Annotated in this window: 23 protein-coding genes and 1 pseudogene; 7 read left to right on the top strand and 17 right to left on the bottom strand. The window is 74.2% G+C overall.

Annotation, left to right across the window (positions count from 1 at the left end; all coding sequences use genetic code 11):
* Window positions 1-92: 92 nt before the first annotated feature.
* The 4 genes and pseudogenes from mhpD to AMK13_RS46470 all read left to right on the top strand — a co-directional run.
* Window positions 93-914: a 2-keto-4-pentenoate hydratase gene (mhpD, locus tag AMK13_RS28185; RefSeq protein WP_074004679.1), complete on the top strand. Its 822-nt coding sequence runs from the start codon at window positions 93-95 to the stop codon at window positions 912-914.
* Window positions 911-1,858, top strand: a complete 948-nt coding sequence (locus tag AMK13_RS28180) for an acetaldehyde dehydrogenase (acetylating) (RefSeq protein ID WP_074004606.1) — start codon at window positions 911-913, stop codon at window positions 1,856-1,858. The genes mhpD and AMK13_RS28180 overlap by 4 nt, the downstream gene beginning before the upstream one ends.
* Window positions 1,855-2,871 (top strand): 4-hydroxy-2-oxovalerate aldolase, encoded by a 1,017-nt coding sequence (gene dmpG / locus AMK13_RS28175; protein WP_074004605.1) that lies wholly within the window; start codon window positions 1,855-1,857, stop codon window positions 2,869-2,871. Before AMK13_RS28180 ends, dmpG begins: the two co-directional genes overlap by 4 nt.
* A gap of 69 nt (window positions 2,872-2,940) precedes the next feature.
* Window positions 2,941-3,357 (top strand): annotated as a pseudogene (locus tag AMK13_RS46470) (hypothetical protein); the annotation flags it as partial.
* Between the two features lie 52 nt (window positions 3,358-3,409).
* On the opposite strand, the gene AMK13_RS28165 reads toward AMK13_RS46470, so the two are convergent.
* The 9 genes from AMK13_RS28165 to AMK13_RS28130 all read right to left on the bottom strand — a co-directional run bounded on the left by AMK13_RS28165 (window position 3,410) and on the right by AMK13_RS28130 (window position 13,246).
* Window positions 3,410-4,129, bottom strand: a complete 720-nt coding sequence (locus tag AMK13_RS28165) for an LmeA family phospholipid-binding protein (RefSeq protein WP_074004603.1) — start codon at window positions 4,127-4,129, stop codon at window positions 3,410-3,412.
* A 66-nt stretch (window positions 4,130-4,195) separates the two neighbouring features.
* Window positions 4,196-4,504, bottom strand: a complete 309-nt coding sequence (locus AMK13_RS28160; protein WP_074004602.1) for a hypothetical protein — start codon at window positions 4,502-4,504, stop codon at window positions 4,196-4,198.
* A 96-nt stretch (window positions 4,505-4,600) separates the two neighbouring features.
* Window positions 4,601-6,160, bottom strand: a complete 1,560-nt coding sequence (locus AMK13_RS28155) for an MFS transporter (protein WP_074004601.1) — start codon at window positions 6,158-6,160, stop codon at window positions 4,601-4,603.
* A 300-nt stretch (window positions 6,161-6,460) separates the two neighbouring features.
* On the bottom strand, window positions 6,461-7,093 hold the full coding sequence (locus tag AMK13_RS28150; protein WP_074004600.1) for a TetR/AcrR family transcriptional regulator: 633 nt from the start codon (window positions 7,091-7,093) through the stop codon (window positions 6,461-6,463).
* A 160-nt stretch (window positions 7,094-7,253) separates the two neighbouring features.
* Window positions 7,254-8,414, bottom strand: a complete 1,161-nt coding sequence (locus tag AMK13_RS28145; RefSeq protein WP_074004599.1) for an amidohydrolase family protein — start codon at window positions 8,412-8,414, stop codon at window positions 7,254-7,256.
* Window positions 8,415-8,783: 369 nt separating this feature from the next.
* Window positions 8,784-10,127 carry a GH1 family beta-glucosidase gene (locus tag AMK13_RS28140; protein ID WP_074004598.1) on the bottom strand — a complete coding sequence of 448 codons (1,344 nt, stop codon included), beginning with the start codon at window positions 10,125-10,127 and terminating at the stop codon, window positions 8,784-8,786.
* A 155-nt stretch (window positions 10,128-10,282) separates the two neighbouring features.
* On the bottom strand, window positions 10,283-11,224 hold the full coding sequence (locus tag AMK13_RS28135; protein WP_074004597.1) for a phosphotransferase family protein: 942 nt from the start codon (window positions 11,222-11,224) through the stop codon (window positions 10,283-10,285).
* Between the two features lie 20 nt (window positions 11,225-11,244).
* Complete coding sequence (locus AMK13_RS46065) at window positions 11,245-11,373, bottom strand: hypothetical protein (protein ID WP_255357452.1); 129 nt, start codon at window positions 11,371-11,373, stop codon at window positions 11,245-11,247.
* Window positions 11,374-11,725: 352 nt separating this feature from the next.
* Window positions 11,726-13,246, bottom strand: a complete 1,521-nt coding sequence (locus AMK13_RS28130; RefSeq protein ID WP_079272534.1) for a sialidase family protein — start codon at window positions 13,244-13,246, stop codon at window positions 11,726-11,728.
* A 350-nt stretch (window positions 13,247-13,596) separates the two neighbouring features.
* Here AMK13_RS28130 and AMK13_RS28125 point away from each other — a divergent pair, with 350 nt between their 5' ends.
* Both AMK13_RS28125 and AMK13_RS43045 read left to right on the top strand, forming a co-directional pair.
* Entirely contained in the window at window positions 13,597-14,118 is a 522-nt protein-coding gene (locus AMK13_RS28125; protein WP_053112272.1) for a SigE family RNA polymerase sigma factor, read from the top strand.
* Entirely contained in the window at window positions 14,108-15,130 is a 1,023-nt protein-coding gene (locus tag AMK13_RS43045) for a hypothetical protein (RefSeq protein WP_143204648.1), read from the top strand. Before AMK13_RS28125 ends, AMK13_RS43045 begins: the two co-directional genes overlap by 11 nt.
* A gap of 114 nt (window positions 15,131-15,244) precedes the next feature.
* On the opposite strand, the gene AMK13_RS28110 is transcribed toward AMK13_RS43045, so the two are convergent.
* The 3 genes from AMK13_RS28110 to AMK13_RS28100 all read right to left on the bottom strand — a co-directional run bounded on the left by AMK13_RS28110 (window position 15,245) and on the right by AMK13_RS28100 (window position 18,074).
* Complete coding sequence (locus AMK13_RS28110; RefSeq protein ID WP_074004593.1) at window positions 15,245-15,958, bottom strand: hypothetical protein; 714 nt, start codon at window positions 15,956-15,958, stop codon at window positions 15,245-15,247.
* A gap of 228 nt (window positions 15,959-16,186) precedes the next feature.
* The gene (locus AMK13_RS28105; RefSeq protein WP_074004592.1) at window positions 16,187-16,633 is read right to left on the bottom strand and encodes a glutaredoxin domain-containing protein; all 447 of its coding nucleotides are present in this window, start codon (window positions 16,631-16,633) and stop codon (window positions 16,187-16,189) included.
* Between the two features lie 169 nt (window positions 16,634-16,802).
* Entirely contained in the window at window positions 16,803-18,074 is a 1,272-nt protein-coding gene (locus AMK13_RS28100; protein ID WP_074004591.1) for an MFS transporter, read from the bottom strand.
* Window positions 18,075-18,853: 779 nt separating this feature from the next.
* Between AMK13_RS28100 and AMK13_RS28095 the strand changes: the two genes are divergently transcribed.
* Complete coding sequence (locus tag AMK13_RS28095) at window positions 18,854-19,495, top strand: hypothetical protein (protein ID WP_074004590.1); 642 nt, start codon at window positions 18,854-18,856, stop codon at window positions 19,493-19,495.
* A 42-nt stretch (window positions 19,496-19,537) separates the two neighbouring features.
* Here AMK13_RS28095 and AMK13_RS28090 read toward each other — a convergent pair whose 3' ends face one another.
* The 5 genes from AMK13_RS28090 to AMK13_RS28070 all read right to left on the bottom strand — a co-directional run bounded on the left by AMK13_RS28090 (window position 19,538) and on the right by AMK13_RS28070 (window position 24,510).
* Complete coding sequence (locus tag AMK13_RS28090; RefSeq protein ID WP_074004589.1) at window positions 19,538-20,407, bottom strand: NAD-dependent protein deacetylase; 870 nt, start codon at window positions 20,405-20,407, stop codon at window positions 19,538-19,540.
* A gap of 88 nt (window positions 20,408-20,495) precedes the next feature.
* Window positions 20,496-21,188 carry an AAA family ATPase gene (locus tag AMK13_RS28085; RefSeq protein WP_074004588.1) on the bottom strand — a complete coding sequence of 231 codons (693 nt, stop codon included), beginning with the start codon at window positions 21,186-21,188 and terminating at the stop codon, window positions 20,496-20,498.
* A 218-nt stretch (window positions 21,189-21,406) separates the two neighbouring features.
* On the bottom strand, window positions 21,407-22,198 hold the full coding sequence (locus AMK13_RS28080) for a maleylpyruvate isomerase family mycothiol-dependent enzyme (RefSeq protein WP_241853059.1): 792 nt from the start codon (window positions 22,196-22,198) through the stop codon (window positions 21,407-21,409).
* Window positions 22,180-22,983, bottom strand: coding sequence for a methyltransferase domain-containing protein (locus tag AMK13_RS28075; RefSeq protein ID WP_074004587.1), 804 nt, complete (start codon window positions 22,981-22,983; stop codon window positions 22,180-22,182). Before AMK13_RS28075 ends, AMK13_RS28080 begins: the two co-directional genes overlap by 19 nt.
* Before the next feature lie 66 nt (window positions 22,984-23,049).
* Window positions 23,050-24,510 (bottom strand): hypothetical protein, encoded by a 1,461-nt coding sequence (locus AMK13_RS28070; protein ID WP_074004586.1) that lies wholly within the window; start codon window positions 24,508-24,510, stop codon window positions 23,050-23,052.
* Window positions 24,511-24,693: the final 183 nt, after the last annotated feature.

Below are 24,693 nucleotides of genomic sequence, written 5' to 3'. Positions count from 1 at the left end.
GGCACAAGCCGGTGCCCCGGCCGTTCCCCCCACCCCTCGACGATCCCCCGGAGGCCACCCTCGTGCTCGGCTCCGCACCACCCCACCGATCCCTGCCGGTTCCGACCCGGCCCGCCCGCGTCACCGAGGCGGCCGCCCTCCTGGAGGAGGCCGCCCGCACCGGCATCCCGTGCGCCCCGGTACGCACGCTGCTCCCGGAGGCCGACATCGAGGCCGCCTATGCCGTGCAGCAGCTCCACGTCGAGCGCGCCCTCGCGGCGGGGCGACGGCTCGTGGGCCGCAAGATCGGCCTGACCTCGCCCGCCGTACAGCGCCAACTCGGCGTCGACCGGCCTGACTTCGGCGCCCTGTTCGCCGACATGGCGGTACCCGAGGGACAGCCCGTCGCCCCCGGCCGACTGCTCCAGCCAAAGGTCGAGGCCGAGGTCGCCCTGGTCCTCGGCTCCGACCTGCCCCACCGCGACCCGACCGTCGCCGACCTGCTGCGCGCCACGGCGTTCGCACTACCCGCGCTGGAGATCGTCGACAGCCGCATCGCCGACTGGGACATCACCATCGTCGACACCGTCGCCGACAACGCCTCCTGCGGCCTGTACGTCCTCGGCGGCACCCCGGTGCCGCTGGACCGGGTCGACCTGCGGGCCGTGACCATGACGCTGACCAGGAACGGCGAACAGGTCTCCCGGGGCACCGGGGCCGACTGCCTGGGCAGCCCGCTCACCGCCGCCCTCTGGCTCGCCTCCGCCCTCGCCGGGCTCGGCGACCCGCTGCGGGCCGGCGACCTCGTCCTGACCGGCGCGCTCGGCCCGATGGCCGCCGCCGCCGCGGGCGACGAGTTCACCGCCGTCATCGAAGGGCTGGGCACGGTCACGACCGCGTTCGCACCCGCCACCGAGGAAGGAGCCCTCGCATGACCACGAAGGTCGCCGTCATCGGGTCCGGCAACATCGGCACCGACCTGATGATCAAGATCCTGCGGCTCTCCGAAACCTTGGAGATCGCCGCGATGGCCGGGATCGACCCCGACTCCGACGGCCTGGCCCGCGCCCGCCGCCTGAAGGTCGCCACCACCCACGAGGGCGTGGACGACCTGGTGGGACTGGACGAGTTCGCGGACGTGCAGATCGTCTTCGACGCCACCTCCGCCGGCGCGCACCGCCGCCACGACGAGGTGCTGCGCTCGCTGGGGCGCACCGTCGTCGACCTGACGCCCGCGGCGCTCGGCCCCTACGTCGTCCCGCCGGTCAACGGCGATGACCACCTCGACGCCCCCAACGTCAACATGGTCACCTGCGGCGGACAGGCCACCGTTCCGATCGTGGCCGCGGTCTCGGCCGTGACTCCCGTCCACTACGGCGAGATCGTCGCCTCGATCTCCTCGCGCTCCGCGGGCCCCGGCACGCGGGCCAACATCGACGAGTTCACCGAGACCACCTCCTCGGCCATCGAGAAGGTGGGCGGCGCCTCCCGCGGCAAGGCGATCATCGTCCTGAACCCGGCCGAGCCGCCGCTGATCATGCGCGACACCGTGTACTGCCTGGTCGGCGACTGCGACGACGCCGCGGTGACCGACTCGGTCGAGCGGATGGTCGCCCGGGTCCAGGCGTACGTCCCCGGCTACCGCCTCAAGCAGAAGGTGCAGTTCGACCGCGTCGCCGCGGACGACCCGCTCCGCTCCCTGCTGCCCGCGCCCTCCCGCACCGGCGGTGCCGCGAAGGTGTCGGTGTTCCTGGAGGTGGAGGGGGCCGCCCACTACCTGCCCGCCTACGCCGGCAACCTCGACATCATGACCTCGGCCGCCCTGCGCACCGCCGAACGCATGGCCGCCCACCGCGCCCCGGAGGTGGCGACGCGATGACTTCCCTGTACGTCCAGGACGTGACCCTGCGGGACGGCATGCACGCCGTGCGCCACCGCTACACCGTCGACCAGGCCCGCACCATCGCTGGCGCCCTCGACGCGGCCGGCGTGGCCGCGATCGAGATCGCCCACGGCGACGGCCTGTCCGGCTCCAGCATCACCTACGGCGTCGGCGCCCACACCGACTGGGAGTGGATCGCCGCCGTCTGCGACAGCGTCCACCACGCGGTGCCCACCACCCTGCTGCTGCCCGGCATCGGCACCCTGCACGACCTGCGGCAGGCGCAAGCCCTCGGCATCCGCTCGGTGCGCGTCGCCACCCACTGCACCGAGGCCGACATCGCCGCCCAGCACATCGACGCCGCCCGCGGCCTGGGCATGGACGTGGCCGGTTTCCTGATGATGTCCCACCTGGCCGAGCCCGCCGAACTCGCCCGGCAGGCCAGGCTGATGGAGTCCTACGGCGCCCAGTGCGTCTACGTCACCGACTCCGGCGGACGCCTCACCATGGACGGCGTGCGCGACCGCCTGCGCGCCTACCGCGACGTCCTGTCCCCCGACACCGAACTCGGCATCCACGCCCACCACAACCTGGGCCTGGGCGTCGCCAACTCCGTCGTGGCCGTGGAGAACGGCGTCACCCGCGTCGACGCCTCCCTCGCCGGCCAGGGAGCGGGCGCCGGCAACTGCCCTCTGGAGGCGTTCGTGGCGGTCGCCGACCTGATGGGCTGGGAGCACGGCTGCGACCTGTTCCCGCTGATGGACGCCGCCGACGACGTGGTCCGCCCGCTGCAGGACCGCGAGGTGCGCGTCGACCGCGAGACCCTCACCCTGGGCTACGCGGGCGTGTACTCCAGCTTCCTGCGCCACGCCGAGACCGCCGCCCGCCGATACGGCCTGGACACCCGCGCGATCCTGGTCGAGGTCGGGCGGCGCAAGATGGTGGGCGGCCAGGAAGACATGATCACGGACATCGCCCTCGACCTCGCGACGGCCCGCTCCGCCGACTGACCGAACAGCCCTCGCACGCCCCGGGCCGACGGACGCCGCGACGCGGGACGTCGAGGACCGGCGGAACGCTTCGCCGCCGGCATCCGACCGGCCCTGGTGCCGGCGGCCTCCCTCCCCGAGGTCACCGGTGTCCTGAGGCTGCGCGGCATGCAGCACATCCGCACGGCCGACGGGCTCGGGCCCCTGCCCCTGCCCCTGCCCCTGCCCCTGCGCGATCTCGAACCCGGGCGCGCAGCGGGCCGGTTCCGGACCGAGGCCCCCGTGGTGCCCCTCGGCGCGATCGGAGGGGCCGTCCTCGGCCTGTTGCGGTCGCGGTTGCGGTTGCGGTTGCGGTCGCGGTTGCCCATGGTGAAGCGGCTCGACGACGGCGACGGGACCGCGGATGTCCGAGCTGCTGGTGCTCACGCCGGGTCTGTCGGACGAGGACGCCCACGAGGTGGCCAGCCGTCCCTGCCACCCTGGCCCCGGAGCGGCGGGGTCCGCTGACGGGCGCGGCCGAACCGCCGGCCGACCGGGTCGTGGCCGTCGGGTCCGGGTCCTAGGCGGTGCGGGACCGCAGCTCGACACCGTGCCCGGACATGCGGGCGACGATGCCGTGGTCGGTGACGGCCACGGACCGGAGCGCGAGCCCCTCGGGCAGGTCGTCGAGCGGGGTCCGGCGCTCCAAGGCCCTCGCCAGCAGGGTTCGTGCGGCCGGGGAAACGTTCTCGGGGAGCCGGACGTCGTCGAGTCCGACGGCGTCCGGAGCGGCGACGCCGACATGGGCGGAGGCGGTGACCTGCCCGAACAGCGGCAACCGGGCGGTCGCTGCCACCCGGTCGTCACCCTCGCCCCGGCCGATGGCGACCCCGTAGAAGGCCGAGAGCTCGTCGTACGCGACGGTCGCCGTGACCTCCGCCTCGTCGGCCCGCTCCCCGCCGTCCCGTTCCCGGTGCACTCCTCGCAGGTGGACGGCAACGTCCTCGACGGTCAGGACGCGGCCGTCCAGGTCGGCCGGCACGCGTGCGGCGTCGATGTCCGCCTCGGTGACCACTCCCCGGGCCAACTGCAGAGACACGGGGAAACCGTGCACGCGCACCTCGGGAGCGGCTGCGAGGCCGAGGTTCCAACGAGCCGAGTCGGCGATGCGCTCCTGGGTGTACTGCGTGGCCAGTACCTCGCCGCCGCCGGCGGCGGCGAGCAGCGTCAGGGCCACCGCGATCCACCCGTTGCGGCGGCGCTTGAGGCGCGGCGCCCGGCCGTTGACCGGTTCGTGCATGTTCTCTCTCCTCTGCGGTAATGGCCTGGTCCGACCGCGGTGTCGGACAGCGGCGGTGTTGGTTCGTCAGTGACGGACCGGCGACGGGGAGGAGCACCGGGCCGGGACCGGTGCTCGTGCGCGGTGCCGAGGGGCTGGGTCCGCTGCCCGTCGGGGTGCGCGGGGAAGGGCGGCGCGGACCTCGCGCTGGAAGCGGCTCCGGGCGGCGTCGTCGAGGGCGAGCCGCGGGTGCATCGGCTTCACGGCGACCGTACGGTGCGGGAGCAGGTCGTCGGCCGACCGGACCTCGCCCGCGCCGCCGCGGCCGATCACCCCGCGCAACGCGTACCCGCCGCCGGTCAGGCCGACCCACTCGTCGTAGGGGATGTACTGCATGGCGGCGTCTGCGGTCCTACTGATGACCGGGCTGGCTGCCGAACGGACGGCCACATCTTTCGACGGACCGTCACCGGCGGTGCGGGAGGGGCGGGTTCAGTCCGACGTCGGCGGTGTTCTCGGCGCGCGGAACAGGCAGCCGACGGCTGCGGCCAGGACGATGGCACCGACCGCGACGAGCGAGGCCGACAGTCCGTCCATGAAGGCGGCCTTGACGCCGTCCGCCAGGGCCACTCCCCCGACGCCGAGCCGATCGGCGACGTGCAGGCCCGCGGCGGCGGAGTCGCGCGCGGCCGAGGCCGCCTCGGCGGGCAGCTGGTCGAGGGAAGCGGGGAGGCTGGATCGGTAGTGGCTGCCGTAGATCGAGCCCATGAGGGCGATGCCGACGGCCGAGCCGACCTCGCGGGTGGTGTCGTTCATCGCGGAGGCGACGCCCTGCCGGCCGCGGCCGAGCGAGCCGGTGATGGCGGAGGTGCCCACGGCCCCGGACAGGCCGATGCCGAAGCCCGCCAGGACGAGCCCGCCGAGGAAGGGCAGGTAGCCGGAGTCGACGTCGATCCGGGAGATGACGAACAGGCCGGCGCTCAGCAGGGCCAGGCCGGCGGCCATGGTGACCTTCATCCCCACCCGTCGCACCAGGCGGGGGGTGAGCTGCGAAGTGGGCAGGACGACCACGGCGACGGGGACGAGGGCGACGGCGGCCTTGAGCGGGCTGTAGCCGAGGATGAGCTGCAGGTATTGCAGGCCGACGAAGAAGAACCCGAAGACGGCCATGAACTGTACGAGGACGGTGATCGCGCCGGCCCGGAAGCCGCGGATGCCGAACAGGGCGGGGTCGAGGAGCGGGTGCTCGTTGCGCAGGCCGAGCCAGGCGTACGCGGTGAAGGCCAGAACCGTGACGACGAGTGCGGCGACGGCCGGGGGCTGCGTCCAGCCCTGCTCGTTGCCCTCGATGATGGCGAAGACCAGGGTGCCGATCCCGAGCGCGGTGCAGACGGCCCCGGGCACGTCGGGCGGCTCGGGGTGCGGGTCCTTGGTGTCGGGCGCCAGGAGGATCCCCGCCAGCGCGGCGACCAGGGCGACCGCGGCGCCGGTGACGAAGATCGACCGCCAGGAGTACCACTCCAGCAGCGTCCCCGCGGCGAGCATGCCGAGGATGGCGCCGGCCGCGGCGAATCCCGACCAGGTAGCCACGCCCTTGGCCCGCTGCTCGGGCGGGAAGGCGGCCGTGATGGTGGACAGCGTGCCCGGCATGATCATCGCGGCGCCGATCCCCATGACGACCCGCCAGACAATGAGCGTGGTGGTGGAGTCGGCGAAGGAAGCGGCCAGGGAGGCGGCACCGAAGACCACGGTGCCCGCGACGAGGACGTTGCGGCGCCCGAGCCGGTCGCCGATCGCGCCGAGGGGCAGCACGAGCGCGGCCAGGGCGACGGTGTAGGCGTCGGCGATCCAGGTCAGCGAACTGTTGGTGGCCGACAGGTCGAGCGCCAGGTCCGGCAGTGCGAGGTTGAGGGCGGAGACGGAGGCCACGACGAGGACCAGGGCCAGGCACATGGCGGCGAGTACGCCGTTGTGGCCGGCCCGGCCGGCCGCGACGGCGCCGAGGCTCTCCCCCGCCCGGTCGTCGGTCTGGTGTTGAGGGATGGTGGACATGGGGAACCTGTCTCGGTCGATGCTGTGCTGAGAGGGCCCGAGGGGCGGACGCGCCGCGGGTGCACCGGGCCGCACGGAACGGACGCACCGCGATCGGGCGGGCGCCTCACAGCGGCAGGGCCGGGAGGCGACGCTCGGGCGGGGACGCGCGCTTCGGTGTCGGAGCGGCCGACGGCCCCGGACGCGTACGGGGTGGCACCGGGCGGATCCGGGCCGGCGGCACGGCCCTGCCCGGTTCCGGCCGGGTCGGCGGCCGGGCGGCGCGGGGAGCCGGCCGCGGAGTCGCGCGACCGGCCGGGCTCACTCCTCCTTCTCCGCCGCCATGCGTGTAGCCGCCTCGTAGACGAGCCGGGCGTGCAGTTCGAACATCGCGACCAGGTCGACGCCGTCCCCGTTGATCTCGCGCTGGACGAACAGTCCGTCGGCACCGGCGACGGCATAGGTCGTGAGCAGGCGGACAGAGTCCTCGTCGAGGTCCGGGACGAGCTCCCGGGCCATCTCGGCGATCTTCGCGCCCGCGATCTCACGGACCTGGAGGAACACCGTCCGGCCCCGGGGCTCCGTGGGGCGCCGCTCCAGCGCGAGCATCAGCCCGAACCGGAGGAAGTCGGGAGCGTCGATCAGCGACTTCGCCACGCTCACCGCCATGGCGGTGACCCGCTCCAACGGAGTGCCCGCTTCCTCGCCCGGCAGCTCGACGGCAGCCAGCCAGGTCGCGAAGCTGCGTTCGATCACCGCGGCGATCAGGTCGTCCTTGTCCTTGAAGTGCCAGTAGATCGAGCTGGCGGGCAGCCCGCACTTGGTGCTGACGGCCGCGATCGAGGTGCCCTCGTAGCCGCGCTCGCCCGCGATCTCCACGGCGGCGTCCAGGATGCGCTGGCGCGACTCCACCCCGTTCGCGCGCTTCTTGCGGTTCGTCTGCGGCCCGGCCATGGCGGGTGCCTCCTCGTGTTCGGGTGCGTTCGACTGTCGTCGACGGCGATCCTACTGCAGCGTTCACTCCAATTGGAGCGATCACTACAGCAAGTGTGCCACAGTGCGCTCGTCGGCGCGCTCCGCCTGCCGGATCGGCCGAGCGCGTCCGGCTCGGGGGTCAGCCCGTACGGGCCCCGAGCCGGGCGGCCAGCGCCGGGAACTGGGCCAGCGCATTGCCCCGCTCGACAGCCAGGCGCTCGTCGGGACCGAACGTCTCGTCCAGTTGGGGCGCGGGATCTCCGGCCCCCAGGAACAAGGGACTGCTGAACGGCCAGTCGGTGGCGAACAGGATGTGCTCGGCGCCGGCCAGCTCCCGCACCGACTTCATCGCCTGGGGCGCCGGCGAGAGGGCCGTGTCGTAGAAGAGGCCGCGGAACTGCGCACTGCTGTCCGCCGACCCGGAGGCGCCGAACCGCTGGGCGAGCTCGGGGGTCAGCGTCAACAGGCTCGCACGGTAGGAGATGTAGGGCAGCGTGCCGCCGGCGTGGGCGGCCAGCCAGCGGATGCGCGCGTGCCGCTCGTACACCCCCTTGTAGAGCATGTTGACCAGCGCTCGCGTGGTGTCGAACGTGAACTCGTAGAGGAAGGGCGGCAGCCCCAGGTCGGGATAGGCCGAGGGGGTCACCGGGTGGACGAACACCATGGCCCGCAGGTCGTCGAGTTCACGCAGCAACGGCTCGAAGACGGGATCGCCCAGGTAGGTCCCGCCGTAACTGCTGAACAGGCCCACGCCGTCCAACCCGAGTTCACGCACCGCCCTCCGGGCTTCCACCACCGCGTCGCCCACGTCCATCGCGGTCACCCTGCGGCCCAACGGCAGGACCGCGAAGCCGCCGAAGCGCCCCTGGCGGTAGGTGGATCCGCGGACGAGCTCACGGCTCATGTAGGTGTTCAGGCGCCGCGCCATGGCCAACCGGTCGGCGGCGGCATCCAGATAGGTGACCCCCGGCTCGGAGACGGAGACCACCTGCGCCTCGATGCCGTAGCGGTTCATGAAGTCGACCGCGAGGGCCGGGCTCCACACCGGGACCGGCACTCCGCCGATCTCGACGATGCCGTGCGCGGCGAGGGACTGCCGGTAGAAGTCCGGGAGCAGGTGGCAGTGCACGTCGATGCGGCCCCGGCCGCGCGTCACGGGCGACCGCGGCGCCGGGTCGGGCGATGCCGCGCGGGCCGGCGTCGGATCGAGCGCCGCGGTGGCGACGGCGAGCGGCAGGGCGGCCTTGAGGAGCCTTCGGCGCCCCGGACTTGGGGCATTCTCGGTTTCGGTGTCGGTCATTACGCGCACCTCCTGTGGGCAACGGGACGCAGCATGAACCGTTGGCGGGTCGTCATCGGCACCAAGCAGGCATGCCGGACCGGCGGGTCTGCGTCGCCACGGACGCACCCGTTCATGTAGCGGTCACTACAGACTCATGTAGTGACCGCTACGGTAAGAGGGGCGAAGGTCGGAGTCAATGGGCAGGGCACGGCGAGATCCGGTCCAGGGGACCATGCAGGGCGCACCGCCCACCGCCGCTCTCTCCGGATCCCGGTGCGGGCCGCCACACCGCCCTGCGGGCAGCTCACTTCAGCCGACAGGTCTTCGACGACTTGCCACTGCGACACGAGCGCCCAGGTACGTAGAGCCCACCAGGCGCGGCCGCTGCTACCGATCCGCCGACTTCGCCCGGTGGGCGGCGATCAGGTCGCGGTACCAGGCGTAGGAGGCCTTCGGGGTGCGCTGCTGGGTGGCGAAGTCGACGTGGACGAGGCCGAAGCGCTGGTGGTAGCCCTCGGCCCATTCGAAGTTGTCGAGGAGGGACCAGGTGTAGTAGCCGCGGATGTCGATGCCTTCGGCGGTGGCCTGGGCGAGGGCGTCGAGGTGGGCGGACATGAAGTCGATGCGGGGCTGGTCGGGGGCGGTGGACTCGTCGACGGAGCAGCCGTTCTCGGTGATGGTGAGGGGTGGGAGGGCCTTGCCGTACGACTCGCGGAGGTTGAGGAGGAGTTGGCGGAGGGCTTCGGGAACGACGGGCCAGCCGAAGGCGGTGTGGGGGACGTCGGGGATGTCGACGAGGTCGAAGGGCAGACCCGGTTCGGTGGGGGCGGCGACGCGGGTGGGGTTGTAGAAGTTGAGGCCGAGGCCGTCGAGGCCGGGGGTGTGGATGAGGTCGAGGTCGCCGGGGTGGACGGCGCCGAAGATGTCGTCGGGGACGCCGAGGGCGGTGAGGTCGGGGTAGCGGCCGAGGAGGACGGGGTCGGTGAACAGGCGGTTGTGGAGGGCGTCGTAGGCCTCGGCGGCGGCGAGGTCGGCGGGTGAGGGGGTGGCCGGCTCGACGGGGGTGAGGTTGTTGGAGAGCATCGCCTCCAGGCCGCGGTCGTGGAGGACGGTGGCGGCCAGGCCGTGGGCGAGGAGCTGGTGGTGGGCGGCGGGGAGGGCCTCGAACATCAGGGTGCGGCCGGGGGCGTGGGTGCCCAGGGCGTAGCCGAAGACGGTGTGGACGAAGGGCTCGTTGAGGGTGATCCAGGCGGGGACGCGGTCGCCGAGGCGGTCGGCGGCGATCCCCGCGTACTCGGCGAAGCGGTACGCGGTGTCGCGGTTCAGCCAGCCGCCGTGGTCTTCGAGGGCCTGCGGGAGGTCCCAGTGGAAGAGGGTGGGCAGCGGGGTGATGCCGGCTTCGAGGAGGGCGTCGACGAGGCGGTCGTAGAAGGCGAGGCCGGCCGGGTTGACGGCGCCCGCGCCGGTGGGCTGAACGCGGGACCAGGCGACGGAGAAGCGGTAGCCGTCGAGTCCGAGGCCCTTCATCAGGGCGATGTCCTCGGGGTACTGGTGGTAGTGGTCGCAGGCCACCGCGCCGGTGTGGCCGTCGCGGACGGCGCCGGGGCGGGCGGCGAAGGTGTCCCAGACGGAGGGCCCGCGGCCGTCCTCGTTCACCGCCCCCTCGATCTGGTAGGCGGCGGTGGCGGCACCCCAGCGGAACCCCGCCGGCAGGTCGAAGCGGTCCGGCATGACAGCCTCCTGACAGAAACATGAGGGGAAGTCATGTTACCGGCGCGGCGCCGAAACACCAGAGTGGGACGACGGAAGGGACCGGAGCCCCGCAGAGGGCCTCGGTCCCTTCCGTCGTCCGGTGGCCAGGGGGTGAGGGACTCACCCCGGCCCCGTCACCACACGTCGGCGAGCTCCCGCAGCAGTTCGACCACCCGTGCCGTCTGCGCCGGCCCGAGCCGCGGGTCCGGCGCCACCGAGGTGAAGACCAGGGCCAGCATCACCGCCGCGTCCAGCCGGTAGAGGAGGTCGGCCACGGGGGTGACGGAGGACTTCCCGCCCGCGGCCTCGTAGCCCTGGCGGATCGCCCGCTCGTCCAGGCCGTTCTCCGGGATGAGCGCGTACTCGGACATCCGCGCCAGTTCCATCGCGGGGTCGCCGATCAGCACGTTGGACCAGTCGATCAGCGCGGCCACCCGCCCCTGGCCGCACAGCAGGTTCTGCCGGCGCAGGTCCAGGTGGAGCAGCGCCGGCTCGGCCGACGTCTCGGCGAGCCGGGCCGCGATCGCCGCGCGCTCGGGCAGTTCGCCCAGGCCCGGGCGGAGGTCCAGCAGCCTGCCGAACCGGTCGGGCAGCCGCTGCGCCAGCAGGTCGGGGACGGGCCGGCCGTACTGGACGACGGGCGCGAGGTCCGGGGCCGGCTTGGCGTGCAGCGCCGCGAACAGCGCCCCGACCTCGGACCAGTCCGGTGCCTGGGCGTCGGAGTCCACGAAGGCCGAGAGCAGCACCGGCGTGCCCGTCCGGGTGTACTCGATGCCCAGGGCGCGGGCGACCGGGAAGCCGTCCGGGGCCAGCCACTGGGTGATCCGGAGTTCCTGCTCCAGCAGGCCGTCCGCGCCGACGCCGACGTTGTTCGCGGTGTGGAACGTACGGGCGCGCGGCACGCGCAGCACCACGTCCTCGTGCGCCGCGCCGCTCAGCGGGCTCGCCCGGTAGACGAGGAACTCCACGCCGCTGCTGAGCACCACGGGCGGGGTGTAGCCGAGCGAGCCCGCGAGTTCGGCGAGCCCGTCCGTGACGTCCTGGTCGATCAGTTGTCCAGTGGCGGGAAGCCTCACCAGAAACCTTCCTCTGTTTGTCATTTGACGGCCAGGAAGCCCTCGAAGCAGGTGTACTTCTGGGCCGTCATGGCCTGGCCGGACCCGGCCCTGCTGCCCTGGCGACGCTCCGCCAGGGTGCGGATCAGGGTACCGGTCGAGCAGCCCACGTCGAGGAGGAGGCCGTCCTCTACGACGATGCCGGCGTAGTGCCGGGCGACCAGCTCCGGCAGTTGCGGGAACTCCCTCGGCCGGCAGCGGGGCGATGCTCGTGTGGGTCTGGAGGTCGCGGACGGCGTGGCAGTCGCCGATGACGGCCGGGAAGTCGCCCGTGGCGAGCTGGTTGGTGCTCTCCTGGGGCGGCACGCCGGATTCCGTCGAATCCGCCACGCTGCCGTGTCGCCGTACTGCCGTGCTGCCGCGCCGACCCGGTTCGGGACGCGGCCGGGCCCGCCCTCCCGGTGGGGCGGGAGGACGGGCCCGGGCGGGTCAGCGGTGGATCAGCGGTGAATCAGTGGCGGGTCAGTGACGGACCGGCGGCGGCAGCTGCCGCTCCCGGGCGGGCGCGGTGAAGGCGACCGGACCGGTGCTGGACGGGGTGCTGCCGCCGCGGACGGGCAGGCCGCCCTCGACGGCGTACATGGCCTCGTCGTAGGCCTGGCCGTCGGCCGGGGCCCTGCCGACCGCGAAGATCGCCACCGCCTTGCCGTCGAGCACGGAGGTGGAGAGGTAGTCGCCGACCATGGCGCCGCCTCCGGTGGCGGCGATCCGGGACAGCGGCATCGGGCCGGCGACGGTCCGCGGCGCGCTCCAGGTGGCGCCGCCGTTGGCGGAGGAGATGAAGCCGACCTCCAACTCGCAGGTGGCGTCGGTGCAGTCGGCGTTCGGATAGAAGTAGTAGTACAGCCCGAGCTTGGCGCTGCGCCCGGAGGTGGCGCGATCGACGCCGAGGCCGGGGAGGAAGTGGTCGGCGCCGCTGGTGGTGGCGTCGATCGGCACCCGGGTCACGGCGGACCAGGTGGTCCCGTCGGTCGAGGTCGCGTAGACGATGTCGTTGCCCGGGCAGCCGGCCCGGAACCGGCAGTCCTGCCAGGCGACGTAGACCCGGCCGGCGCCGTCGATCTCGGCCGAGGGCAGGCCCTCGCCGTCGCGCAGGCCGCCCGCGACGCCGTGCGCCACGACGTCGGCGACCAGGACGGTGGAGCCCCAGGACCGGCCCCCGTCGGTGGAGTTGAAGGAGCGGATCGAGGTGGTGTCGGTCGAGAAGGGGACCACGACCCGGCCGTCGGGCTGCACCAGCGGCTGGCCGCCGAGGCCCAGGTTGACGCCGGACGGGCCCGACGGGGCGGACCAGGTGGCGCCGCCGTCCCGGGAGGCGGACATCACCACCAGGTTGTCGGAGGAGGGGATGTCGACCTCGATGTAGCAGGTGCCGAAGTACGGGCTGGACGGGGTGTTGTCGCAGACGATCCACTCCTTGTCGTAGCCCTGGCCGTCGAAGCCGACCGCCCGCACCGGGTCCTGCCAGCGCAGGCCGTCGGCCGAGCGGCTGACGGTCACCCCGACGGGGTTGATCGCCGCGTCGATGACCAGGCCGGCGATCATCCAGGTGCCGTGCCTGGCGTCGTAGGCGATCGAGGGGTCGGAGGCCCGGGCCCAGTTGCCGCCGCCCTGGTGGGTGGTGATGCCGGGCAGGATGCCGTGCCGCCAGGTGGCGCCGCCGTCCCGCGAGGTGTTCCAGCTGAGGGCGGCCGAACCGCCGGCGGGGAACCGCCCGACCTGGGACGAGGAGACGATCGTGCCGCCGTAGGCGAAGGTGTCGGGCTCCACCTCGGTGGCGTGCTGGCTTCCGGTCCCGGTGTCGGTGAACGGGTCGGCGCTCACCTGCAGCAGGCGCGGTCCGCCGCCGTCGACGGTCAGGGCGTACGGGGCGGCGCCGGCGGCCGGGGCGGCGTTCCAGGCCGCGCCGGTCAGGACGAGGGCGGCCGCGGCGGCGACGGCGAACGGCCGCCGCCAGCGGGCAGGGGTGCGCGGGTGCTTCATCCGAAGCTCCTTCGCGTGGGGGGAAGGTACGGACGACGAGGGGCGGGCCGCGGTCCGAGGGCGCGGCGACCCGCCCCGGTTGGCGCGTGCGGATCGGAGGGGTCCGGCGCCGTCGAGGCTCGTGGGGGCGACGCCGCCCGATCGCGTGCCGCGCGCAGAAGTGCACACGTGTTCGCAAATCGGAAGTGTGAGCCGGATCATGACATCGCACAAGATGTGCGACCAAAACGGAACGGCGCCTCGCGGACCGTCGGGTCCGGTGCCCCTCCCCCGGCGCGGGGCGGCGCCCCCGCGGACGTGAATACTGGCTGGTTGTCATCCGTTTTCCGTGGCTGGGGCGTCCTGAAGGCATGAAGCGCGAATCGATCCTCCCGGGGGGCTCCGGATCCGACCCGTTCGACGAGTTCGTCGTAGCCCGGTACCAGGCCCTGCTGCGGGGGGCGTACCTGATCACGGGTGACGTCCACGACGCCCGGGACCTGCTGCACGACGCCCTCGCGCAGGTGTACCCGAAGCGTTCGACGATCCGGGACACGGCCGCGACCGAGGGGTACGTCCGCAGGACGATGGTCCGCACCCACGTCTCGCGCTGGCGGCGGACCAGACGCGAAGTGCTCACCTCCGCGCTGCCGGACGGACCGGCGGCGCCGGAGGGCGAACGGGACGACCAGCTGGCGGCGGCACTGGCCGGACTGCCCAAGCGGCAGCGGGCCGCCGTGGTGCTGCGCTACTACCTGGACCTGCCGGTCGCGCAGGTGGCGGAGGAGCTGGGGTGCTCGGTGCCCACGGCGAAGACGCACCTGGCGCGCGGGATCAAGGCGCTTCGACAGGACATGGAAAACGTGAGGGAGCTGGTAGGCCGTGAGCGCTGAGGACAGGTTCGAGGAGGAGCTGGTCACCCGGCTCGGAACACACGCGGCAGGGATCGCCGGCACCCCGCCGCTGGCCGAACTGCACCGGGCCGGGCGTCGGCGCGCCCGGCGGCAGGCCGCCGTACGGGGGGTGACGGCGGCCGCGGTGCTGGTCCTCGGAGCGGGAGCGCTGACGCAGCTCGGTGGCGGCGGCCCCGGGAGCGACCGTACGGGGGCGGCCGGGACGGGCCTCAGCGTGCTGACTCCGACGGCGGGGGCGACGGCGCCGGGGCGCACCGCCGTGATGCTGAACTGTGTGAACGGGCCCACGTCGATGCGGACACCGGGCTGGCACCAGCACTCCAGCCAGCAGCCCTGGGAGACGCCGTCGGCGATCACCTCGTCGGGCTACTCGTCGTCGTGGACGCCGCCGCCGGGCTCCCCTTGGTTGGGCCTGTTGTCGCCTGCCACCCTTCCGCCGGGACACTCGTCCTCGGACGTCCCGTCGACAGGCACGCCGTTCTCCGGCCTCCCGTCGTCGTCCGGCTCGCCGTCGCCCCTGCCCACGGACTCGGCCTCGGGCTCGGCCTCGGGCTCGGGCTCGCCGTCGTCGCTGTCGTCGGAAGACCCGGCGGAGGCCCGCGTGACCCGGGCGGGTGAGTCCATCGAGACGCTGGCGATGACCGACTACCCGGACCACTACTTCGGCACGTGCCGCGACAGGAACACGGACACGCTCTACGTGATGCGGGTCCCCGGCAGCGGCCTGGACGCCGCCGTGACCGCGAGGGCGGCCGACTGGCCCACGGTGAAGGTGCGGTTCGCCGACGCCGCGGGCTCCCGCGAGCAGCTCATGACCGTCCTGAACCGGATCCGCGCGGACACCGAGGAGTGGCGGGCCAGGGGCGTGGTGATCGACGGGCTGACGCTCGCCATCGACGGCACCGGCGTCGTGGTCGACACCCCGCAGTGGCAGTCCGCCGAGGCGGACATCAAGGCGAAGTACGGGGCCCTGGTGGCCGAGGTCCGCTAGCGACCCTGCTTTTCAACGTCATTGGCCACCAAGGGACTTGGACCAGGTCCGGAGGGCGGTGTCACCGATCGGGTCGGTGGCTCCGCCGTCCGGCGTGTCCGGGTGCCGGCGCGCTCACTCGTGGGCGCTGATCTCGCCGCCGGCGCTGAGCACGATGGAGACGCCGTTGGCGTCGACCCCGACATCGTGCTGGTTCGCCTCCAGCGTGCCGTACACCGCGTTCTCGTTGCCGAGGATCTCCGCGCGGTACCGGAGTTCGCCGACCTTCGTGACCTTGGCCGTCCAGCCGCCCGCCAGCTTGAAGGTGCCCGGCCCCTGGTGGCTGCCGCCCATCCAGGAGCGGATCCGGCCGTCCAGCGAGAGCATGACGAACATGCCGTTGGCGTCGAGCCCGTCGTCGTGCTCCTTCGTCTCCATGGTGGCGAGGACCTGACCGGCGTTGACGATCTTGGCGGTGTAGTGCTGGTTGCCGAGGTCGTGGATCTCGGCCTTGCTGCCGTCCACCAGGGTCTCGGTACGGACGCCCTGGCCCCCCTTGGGCGGGGTGGCCGACGTGGTCGCGGCGTGCCCGCTGGGCGCGGCGGCCGGAGGGGTGGCGCCGCGCGTGCCGGTCGGGGTGGGCGCGGCGGAGGCCGTGGCCGGAGGCTCGGTGGCGGGCGCGGCGGGCGGCGCGGTGGCGGCGGCCGCCGCGGTGGTCGGCGCGGCCGCGCCGGTCGCGCCCGACGTGGAGGAGCAGGCCGTCGCGGCGGGCACCAGCAGGGCCGCGGTCAGGACGGTTCCGGCCAGCGTACGGGCAGTGGTCGCGCGGCGGATCGTCGAGAAGGGCATGCGGTTCTCCTGAGCGAAGTGCGGGTGAGGAGCGCGCGGCGCCCTCTCCTGCGGGGACCGGAGGGCGGCTTCGCGTGCAGTTCGAAGGTAGTGCGAACAGTCGACGGAATGGAGCCTTCCGTGTCACCGAACTGCAACGCCCCTGGCCGCACGGCTCCGGTCACGCCGGCGCTGAGCCGTACTCAAATCCCCTGCCACCGCCGTCGGTACGGCCGCGCCGACGGGCGGTCAGCGCTTCGCGGTGGCGTCGGACAGCTGTCCGCGCACCCATGCGGGGTCGGGGTTGGTGTGCGGCCGGCCGGTCACGACGACGGTCGGCACGGTCTCGTTGCCGTCGTTGGCCGCGCGCACCACCGCGGCCGCCTCCGGGTCGCTCCAGATGTTCACCCAGTGCACCCGCCGGGCCGCCCGGCCCAGCCGGATCCGCAGCCGCAGGCAGTACCTGCAGCCCGGCCGCCAGTACACCACCGGCCGGCCGTCGGCCGCGCTGCGGCGCTGCGCCTCCGCCGCGCCGAGCGACTTCGGGAAGACCAGGGTCGAGCTCACGGCCGCGAGCCCCGCGAACCCCAGCAGGTACACGACGGCCGCTCCGCGGCTCCCGCTCAACACGAGTCCGCCCGCGACGGCCGCACCGCAGAGCACCAACAACAACGGCAGCATCCACACACGCATCATGGCGGCCCAGGCTATCCGTACACGGCCCCCGCCGTTCCACTCCCCCGGCTGTGCCGCGCGAGGGCCTTCGACACTCGAATCAACACCCCTGCAAAAACCGGGTGGTGACGCTGCGTCAGGACATCTCGCGATGGCTCGGCGGACCCGCCGGGAAGCCCGAGGGCCGAGGTCAGGCGAGGTCGCGCCGACGGCGGAGCGAACCGGCCGTCAGGATCACCGGGCCGGCCAGGCTGCACACCGCCAGCAGGAGCAGCGCCGTACGCGGCCCCCAGGCCGTGGAGGCGGCACCGGCCAACAGCGCGCCGACCGGGATGGAGCCCCAGGAGACGAACCGGACGGTGGCCATCACCCTCGGGAGCAGCTCCGGCGGAGTGTGGGTCTGCCGGTGGGTGCGGGCGACGATGGTGGTGACCACGACGCCCGCCGCGAAGCCCGCGTTGCCGAGGGCGAAGAGCAGCACCGCCCACCCCGAACCGGCCGCCGGGAGCAGGAAGGTGACGAGCGCGGCGATCCGTGCCGACCACCGCAGGGCCCCGCCGCTGCCGATCCGGGAGACCACCCGGGGCGTCAGGACGGCGCCGACCAGGCTGCCCAGGCCGCCGGTGGCCATCAGCGCGCCGACGGCCGCGGCCGGGGCGTCGAGGGCGTCCACCAGGAACACCGGAGTGAGCGTCATCAGCCCACCGGAGACGAAGTTGACCGCGGTGGCGTAGGCGGCACACGGCCCGATCACCGGATGCCGGGTGACGAAGTGCCAGCCCTCGCGGATCTGCTTCCCCATCCCCGCGCCGCCCGGCCGCCGGGCGGGCCGCTCCGCGCGCGGCAGACTGCGCAGCAGCGCCGCCGAGACCAGGTAGCTGACGGCGTCCAGCACCATCGCGGCCGCGCCGCCGACGAGTTGGACCAGCACCCCGCCCAGCGAGGGGCCGGCCAGTTCGGTCGCGGCGCTGCTGCCGGAGAGCAGGCTGTTGCGGACGGTCAGCTCCTCCTTGGCGACGATCGAGGGCAGGAAGGTGGAGTTGCCGACGTCGAAGACCACACCCGCCAGCCCGACCAGCAGCGCGACCACCACCAGCTGCGGCAGGCCCAGTACGCCCAGGGCCGCCGCCACCGGCACCGAGGCCACCGCCGCCCCGCGCAACAGGTCCATCGCCACCTGGGTGCCGCGCAGCGGGAGCCGGTGGACCAGGACCCCGGCCGGCAGTCCGACCAGCAGCCAGGCCAGGTACCCGGCGCCGGTGACCAGGCCGACCTGCCAGGCCGTCGCGTGCAGGGTGAGCACGGCGATCAGCGGCAGGGCCACGACGGACACCTGGTTCCCGAGCCGGCTGACCAGCGATCCGGTCCAGTAGCGCCAGAACACCCCCGCCGAGGTCCGGTGTCGCGCCTCCCCCTCCGCTGCGCGGTCCGCCGCGACCGCCGTCCGCGTCGTCACATCCATCTTCGGTCCGTCCCTTCAGTCGCAACCGGCCCACCCATCGCTCCCCTGCTTCCCCGGCGCCGGCGCTCCCGGCCGCACGCTGGAGTCCGGCGCCCATCGAGACCGCACGGCCGCACGCACCACCCGCGAGGCCCCGGGCCACCGCACCGGCGCCCAAGTCACGGACCAGCCGGTCGCGTTCGCCGAGCACGCCGCGCCGCACCCGCCCACCGTCCGGGCCGCGGGCGTCGACCGGCCCGAACGGATCACCCTCGCGCCGGACGCCACCCGCACCATCCGTGGGGTCCGCTACCGGTGATCGACCCGGCGGGATCGGTGAAGGGCGCCCGCGGCCCGGTCGACAGGCTCACGGCACACTGACGGCGGGCCGTGACCGGCCCAGCCCTGACGCACCGGGCGTCCGCACAGCCGCCCGGGTCCTGACGCGTCCCTGCCCAACTCACCCGACGCCCACACCCCGAACGACCGAACACGCCACGGCCGTCACACCGAAACCCGGCCACCCCATGCGGCGGCCCGCACACCCGGCCGAACCCTGGCCGGATCCCGCCGCCCCCGCCGCGCCATGCCGCGCCGCGCCGCCGATCCGACCGCAGCGCGACCGGACGATCCCGCCACCCGCCCCCGCGGCGCGGCTGTCCCCGCGGGAGAACCACCCGGAAGGCCTGCTTCCGGATTGTGACGTGCCCCTGTCTAGTTCGTTCCCGTCCCGGTGTGGTGGGATGAGCCTCACGGGGATGAACCGCTGACGGGGGTGTGTGCTGGTGCGGAATGGATGGTTGCGGGAGCTGGACGGGGACGCGGTGCGCCTGGCGGCCGTGGGGCTGGTGCGACTGGGGGCGCAGGACTGGCTGAGTACGGAGGGCGGGGCGCCGGCCTGGGTGGGCGGGTTGCGGGCGGCCTCGTTCGCCGATGCCTGGCTGGCGTTCGGGGACGGGCCCGCGTCCGGGTTGCGGGCGCCCGCGCCGGAGGTGCTGCGGGCCGTCGTCGCCCGGGCCGCGGAGCTGGTGCTGCGCTCCTGCCGGGAGGACGGTCCGGCGGCCCTGGAGTGGCTCGGGCAGCGCTCGGCGGAGGCCCGGGAGCAGGCGCGTCGGGAGGGCGCCTCGCACCCGGCCGAGCCCTGTGCGCTGACCCTGGTGTGGCACGGGGTCCAGGCGCTGACCGCCGAGGACGGGCCGGATCACGCCCGCCGGATCGAGGAGCGCGCCGAGGCGTACGTGCGGGAGCGGCACTGCCGCCAGGACACCCTGGCGCTGGTGCTGTGCTGCACCCGGATCGCCGCGGCCGCGCTGGTGGAGCTGTGCGAGGGCGATCCGGAGCGGGTGGCCGGCCAGCTGGAACAGGACGCGGCACGTTCCATGCCGCGCGCCGGCCGGGTGCCGCTGTGGGTACCGGGCCGACCGGCCCTGCCCGCCGGCTGACCGGGGCACCGATCGGGCTGGCCGGAACGCCGGCCGACCCGGTCAGGCCGCGTCGAGCAGCCGGGCGACCTCCGTCATGGCCGCCCCCAGTGGCAGGTCGAGGCGGAGCCCGGCGAGTTCGTCCCCGCGTGTCGGCCCCTGGTTGACGATCGCGACCGGCAGCCGGGCCCGGGCGGCGCGGCGGACGAAGCGCAGCCCGGACAGGACCGCCAGGGAGGATCCGAGGACCACCAACGAGCCCGCCGCGTCGACCAGTTCGTAGCAGTGCTCGACCCGGGGCGGTGGGACGTTCTCACCGAAGAAGACCACGTCGGGCTTGAGCACGCCGCCGCACGCCGTGCAGGCGGCGACCCGGAAGCCGTCCACCGCGGACTGCGGCAGCCGCGCGTCGCCGTCGGGCCGCAGCTCCGCCCGGGCCGACCGGAAGCCCGGGTTGAGCTCCTCCAGCCGTCCGTCCAGCTCGGCCCGGGTGCTGGTGCGGCGGCAGTCGAGGCAGACCACCCGGCGGAGTCCGCCGTGCAGCTCGACGGCCTCCCGGGTGCCGGCCGCGTGGTGGAGGCCGTCCACGTTCTGGGTGATGACCGCCGCGACGTGCCCGGCCCGGCGCAGCCGTTCCACCGCGTGGTGCCCGGCGTTGGGCCGGGCCCCGGCGATCGCGGGCCAGCCGGTGTGGCTGCGGGCCCAGTAGCGGCGCCGGGCCTCCGCGCTGCCGGTGAACTCCTGGTACGTCATCGGGGTGCCGCTGCGGCGGCGGCCGGTGGCGCCGCGGTAGTCGGGGATACCGGACTCGGTGGACAGGCCGGCCCCGCTGAGCACCACCGCGCCGCGCCGGTCCAGCAGCCGTACCAGGCCTTCCAGCTCCACTCCCGGGGGAACGGCGGCCTGCCCGCCCGGGTGTTCGAACGCGTCCATACCGTCGAGGTTAGGGCGTGGCGCCGCAGGAGGGGCCGGCACAGGTCCCGGACGCGTCGGGACGTGATCGCGGCACCGCGCGGTCCTGTCAGCTCTTCCGACCCCGCGGCACGTGGTTCCCCACCCGCCCGGACGGCTCCTCGGTGACACCGGCGGCACCGGCGGCGAAGGCCGTGATCCGCTCCAGCGGCGGGTTCCAGCCCCGGGTGGTGTCCACGGCCAGGCAGGGGGCGTCGAGCGCGATCGGCACCCAGGACTCGATCGGCCGCTCGCCGCGCGCGATGCGGCGCAGCAGCTCACCGTCCGCGTGGACGGCGCGACCGGGTTCCTCGGCGGCCCTGCGGGCGATGCGCTCGCGGGCGGTCCCGGGGTCGACGGTGCAGCGTACGATGCGCAGCTCGGCGCGGCCGACGAGCGGCAGCAGACCGGGCCGCCACAGCCGGTCCTGGAAGGCCGCTTCCGCCACCAGGTCCGTTCCCGCGCGCAGGAGTCCGTCGACGGTGCGGAAGAACTCGGTCAGCGTCCGCTGGTTCAGGTCCTGGTCCACGTCCGGGTCCAGGTCCTCGGCCTGGGCCTGGGCCTGCCGGGCGGCGGCCATCCGCTCCTTGATCGAGTCCCGGCAGACCGCCGGGCGGCCGAGCGCGTCGGCCAGGGCGTGCGCCAGCGTGGTCTTGCCCGCTCCGGGCGGGCCGCTCACGACGAGCAGGTGCGGGCGTCGGTCCGTGCTGGGGGTTCGGTCCGTGGTCGGGGTTCGGTCCGTGGTCGGGAGGGCGGGTGTCATGCCTGGTGAGTCTGCGCCGGGCGGCCGCCGCCCGCCACCTCCCCTGCGGGTGGCGGACGGCGGACGGCGGCATCGCGCCGCCGGAACCCGCCGGAGCCGCCGTTCCAGTGGACCCGCCCCTCGGGAAACCCCGCCGACGCGGAGGTGAACGAGGCCGAACCGCCGCTACAGGAGCAGATGTTGCCGCATTCCGGCGACCGGACGCCGGACCCGCCGCCTCAGCCCCAACCGGGCACCGGCGGCAACGGCCACCCCGGCGGCCCGGGCAGCGGCCCGTCCGCCCGCAGGCCCTCCGCCCGCAGGCGCTCCGCCGACCCGCGCCCCGACAGCCAGGCGAGCAGGGCGTGGCCGGGGCCGCTGACGGTGGGGCCGGACGGCGCCAGGGCCCAGTCGCGGCCGAGGTCGGTGGCCGTCAGCCGGGCGACGGGGAATCCGCGCGCGGCCAGGGCGGCCGCCGTCCCGTCGAGCGCCCAGGCGACGTACCCGGTGGGCCAGTCGGCGGTCGAGTGGCCGAGGTCCAGGTCGACGTGGTGGGTTTCGAGCTCCCGCCACGCCCGGTGCAGGGTGAACCACGCCGGGTGCCGCCAGCCGGCGAGGGCGGTGACCGGCGTGGACCACCGTTCGGCGGGCATCGCGGCGGCCGCCGCGAACATCCCGTCCAGGCTGTTCCGCAGGTCGGCGGCCGGCTCCGCCGCACCGCGCCCGGCGCCCTCGCGCGGGGCGCGGTCCGGCGCGGCGGCCCCGGCGCGCGGACCCGGCTCGGTGCCGGTGCGGGCCACGGTCAGCAGCCACCGGTACGCGTCGGCGCTGCGGGCGAGGTGGGTGAGGACGTGGGCGCGGCTCCAGCCGGGCAGTGTGGAGGGCTCACGGGCCTGCCGGTCGGTCAGCGTGCCGACGGTGGCGAGCACCCGCCCGGCGGAGGCGCGCACCGCGGCGAGCAGCACGCCGGCCCCGGCCCCGTCCAGGCCTGCGGGCGGCGGCCCGGGGGACGTCACGGGCGGCGCGCCCACGCCGAGATCATCGGGGCGGTGGCCAGGTCGAGCCGGCCGGTCGCGACGTTGGCCAGGTGGCGGTCGATCTCCTCGTCCGTCGCGAGGCCTTCCCGTACCAGCAGTCTGCGGATCTGCCGGACGGTCGCGTCCTCCAGGACCGCGCAGGCCGGCGAGGTGATCGGGAAGTACGCGTCGGCCTGGACGTCGACCAGGCCCGCCTCGCGCAGCGCCCTGGGCAGCGTCCGCCCGTACGCGAGGTCGGCGCCGCGGCCCGCCATCAGGGTGCGGAAGCCCGTTCGCAGCCGGTTGGCGAGGCGCTCGTCGGGGCCTGACTCGTCGGGGCAGAGCAACGGTTGCAGGGCCGGGTCGGCGTCCTCCAGGAGCAGCCGGCCGCCGGGGCGCAGCGCCCGCACCATCCTGCGCAGGGCCTCGGCGCGGTCGGCGACGTGCACCAGGACCAGCCGGGCGTGCACCAGGTCGAAGCCGCCGGGCGGCGGCGGGTCGGCGGCCACGTCGTGGCGCAGCACCTCGATCACGCCGCCGGCGGCGGGGGCGGTCCAGGAGACGTCGATGTCGGTGGCGACCACCGCGCCGGTCGGGCCGACGCGTTCGGCGAGCCCGAGCGGCACCGAGGGGCCGCCCGCGCCGACCTCCCAGCAGCGCATGCCGGGGCCGATCCCGAGGGCGTCGACGTGCCGGAAGGTCACCGGGTCGAAGAGTTCGGCGAGGGCGCCGAAGCGGATGCCCGCCTCCGACTGGCGGTTGTCCAGGAGGTAGCCGTGGTCGCTCTCGTGCTCAGCCATGCCGGGATTCTCGCAGACGCGAGTTCGAAGACAGGCCCTCGGGGCGCGGCGCTCGGGGCGGGCCGTTCAGGGCTGCGGGGCCGGGTCGGTGAGCGCCGGGATGTCGTAGGTCACCTTGCCGATGTCGGAGATCAGGTAGCCGCCGTCGGGCCCGCGTCGGAGCGTCAGTCGCGGGGTGTACGACTGCCTGGGCGTTCGGAACCAGCCCTCCTCGGCGGCGTAGGTGCAGTAGGCGGAGACCTCCAGCTCGACCACCTCGCCGGTGAGGTCGCGCGGATCGAAGCGGCCCGCCGCGGGCCCCGCGACCACCCATCTGACCAGCGACCAGCCCCGGCGTGCGGTCAGGTCGGCGGGCCAGGCCGACCCGTTCTCCTCGCAGGCGGTCAACCCGCCGCCGGCGGCGGCCAGTTCGGAGGTCAGGTACCGGCGCGACCGGCTCAGGACGGCCGCCGGCCCGGTGTCGCCGCGGGAGGTGTCGAAGGTGCCCGAGGCGACGGCCCAGGCGATCGCGACGGACTCCGCGTCGTGCCCGTCCACCGTCAGCGGCGGCGTCTGCGCGGTCGGCCGGTCCTTCGGCGGGGCGATCGGATCCCCCGGCTGGTATCCCGGTTCGGAGGGGAAGCTGTAGCCGGCCGGAGCGACGGCGACCGTGGTGCCCGGGATCTCCTGCTGGTCCTGGTCGTAGCAGGGGTTGCACCGGATGCGCTCGCCGGAGCCGGTGCCGTAGCTCGTCTCCCAGCCCCTGCCGTGGGTCGACAGCTCGGTGCCGGACTCCCTGCGCACCCCGGAGACGTGGAACGGGCGGTCGCCGTCCTTCAGCGTCCAGGTGCGGCGCTTGCCGTCGACGGTGCCCTCGACCGTGAGCACGTAGTCGTAGCTGTGCCGGGTCGCGAGCACGGTGAGGCTGACGATCTCGGGCTTCCGGTCCTCCAGATAGAGGTACTTGTCGGTGAAGTAGGGGGCGAACGACACCGGTCCGGCGGCCCCGATCAGCGCGACCGGGTTCGGGGAGTCCAGGTCGACACCCATGTCGATCTTCTTGCCCTCCCCCTGTCCGGCGCAGTCCACGACCGTGCCGGACAGCGGGTCGCGGGGCTCGCCCACGATCGTCGCCCGCACCTGTTCGATCGCCACGGTGTGGCCGTTGCCGACCATCGAGACCGACAGCGGCGACGCGCCCACGTCCGTACCGCCCTGCGCGTGCGCCCACGTCCGGGCGGCTTCGCAGCCGGTGACGGCCGGCGGGTCGGTCGGTTTGACGACCCGGGGGACGACCGTGGTCGAGTCGGCGTCGGCGTGCTCGGGGTCGTAGTGGGCTCCGAGTTCCGGCCCCTTGCCGCCCTCCGTCGCGGTCAGCGCCCAGTACGTCGTGCCGGCCCCCAGCAGGGCCAGCACGCTCAGCACGGCGATCAGCAGCCGCAGGCGCGGTCTGCGGCCGCCCATCAGCGTGAGGACGCCGCCCATGAACACGTTGCCGTGGATGGTGCTCTGGCTGATCCTGTTGTGCGTCTCGTGCTGGTCGCCCACTCCACCCACCCCGTCCGAGGGATCCGCGTCCACCACAGTGGCGGTTCCCGGCGGGTGGAGGGAAGACCCGCGCCGGAAGCCCGAGCGTCGCGCCGTCGTGGCGTCGTGGCGTCGTCGGCGCGGACGGTCTTGCTGACAAGGACGGTCTTGTTGACGAAATGTCAGCAAGTTCGTCCGATCGCC

This window comes from Streptomyces sp. CB02056, assembly GCF_001905545.1.
Taxonomy (GTDB): Bacteria; Actinomycetota; Actinomycetes; order Streptomycetales; family Streptomycetaceae; genus Kitasatospora.
This window is presented reverse-complemented; position numbering and strand designations above follow the sequence as displayed.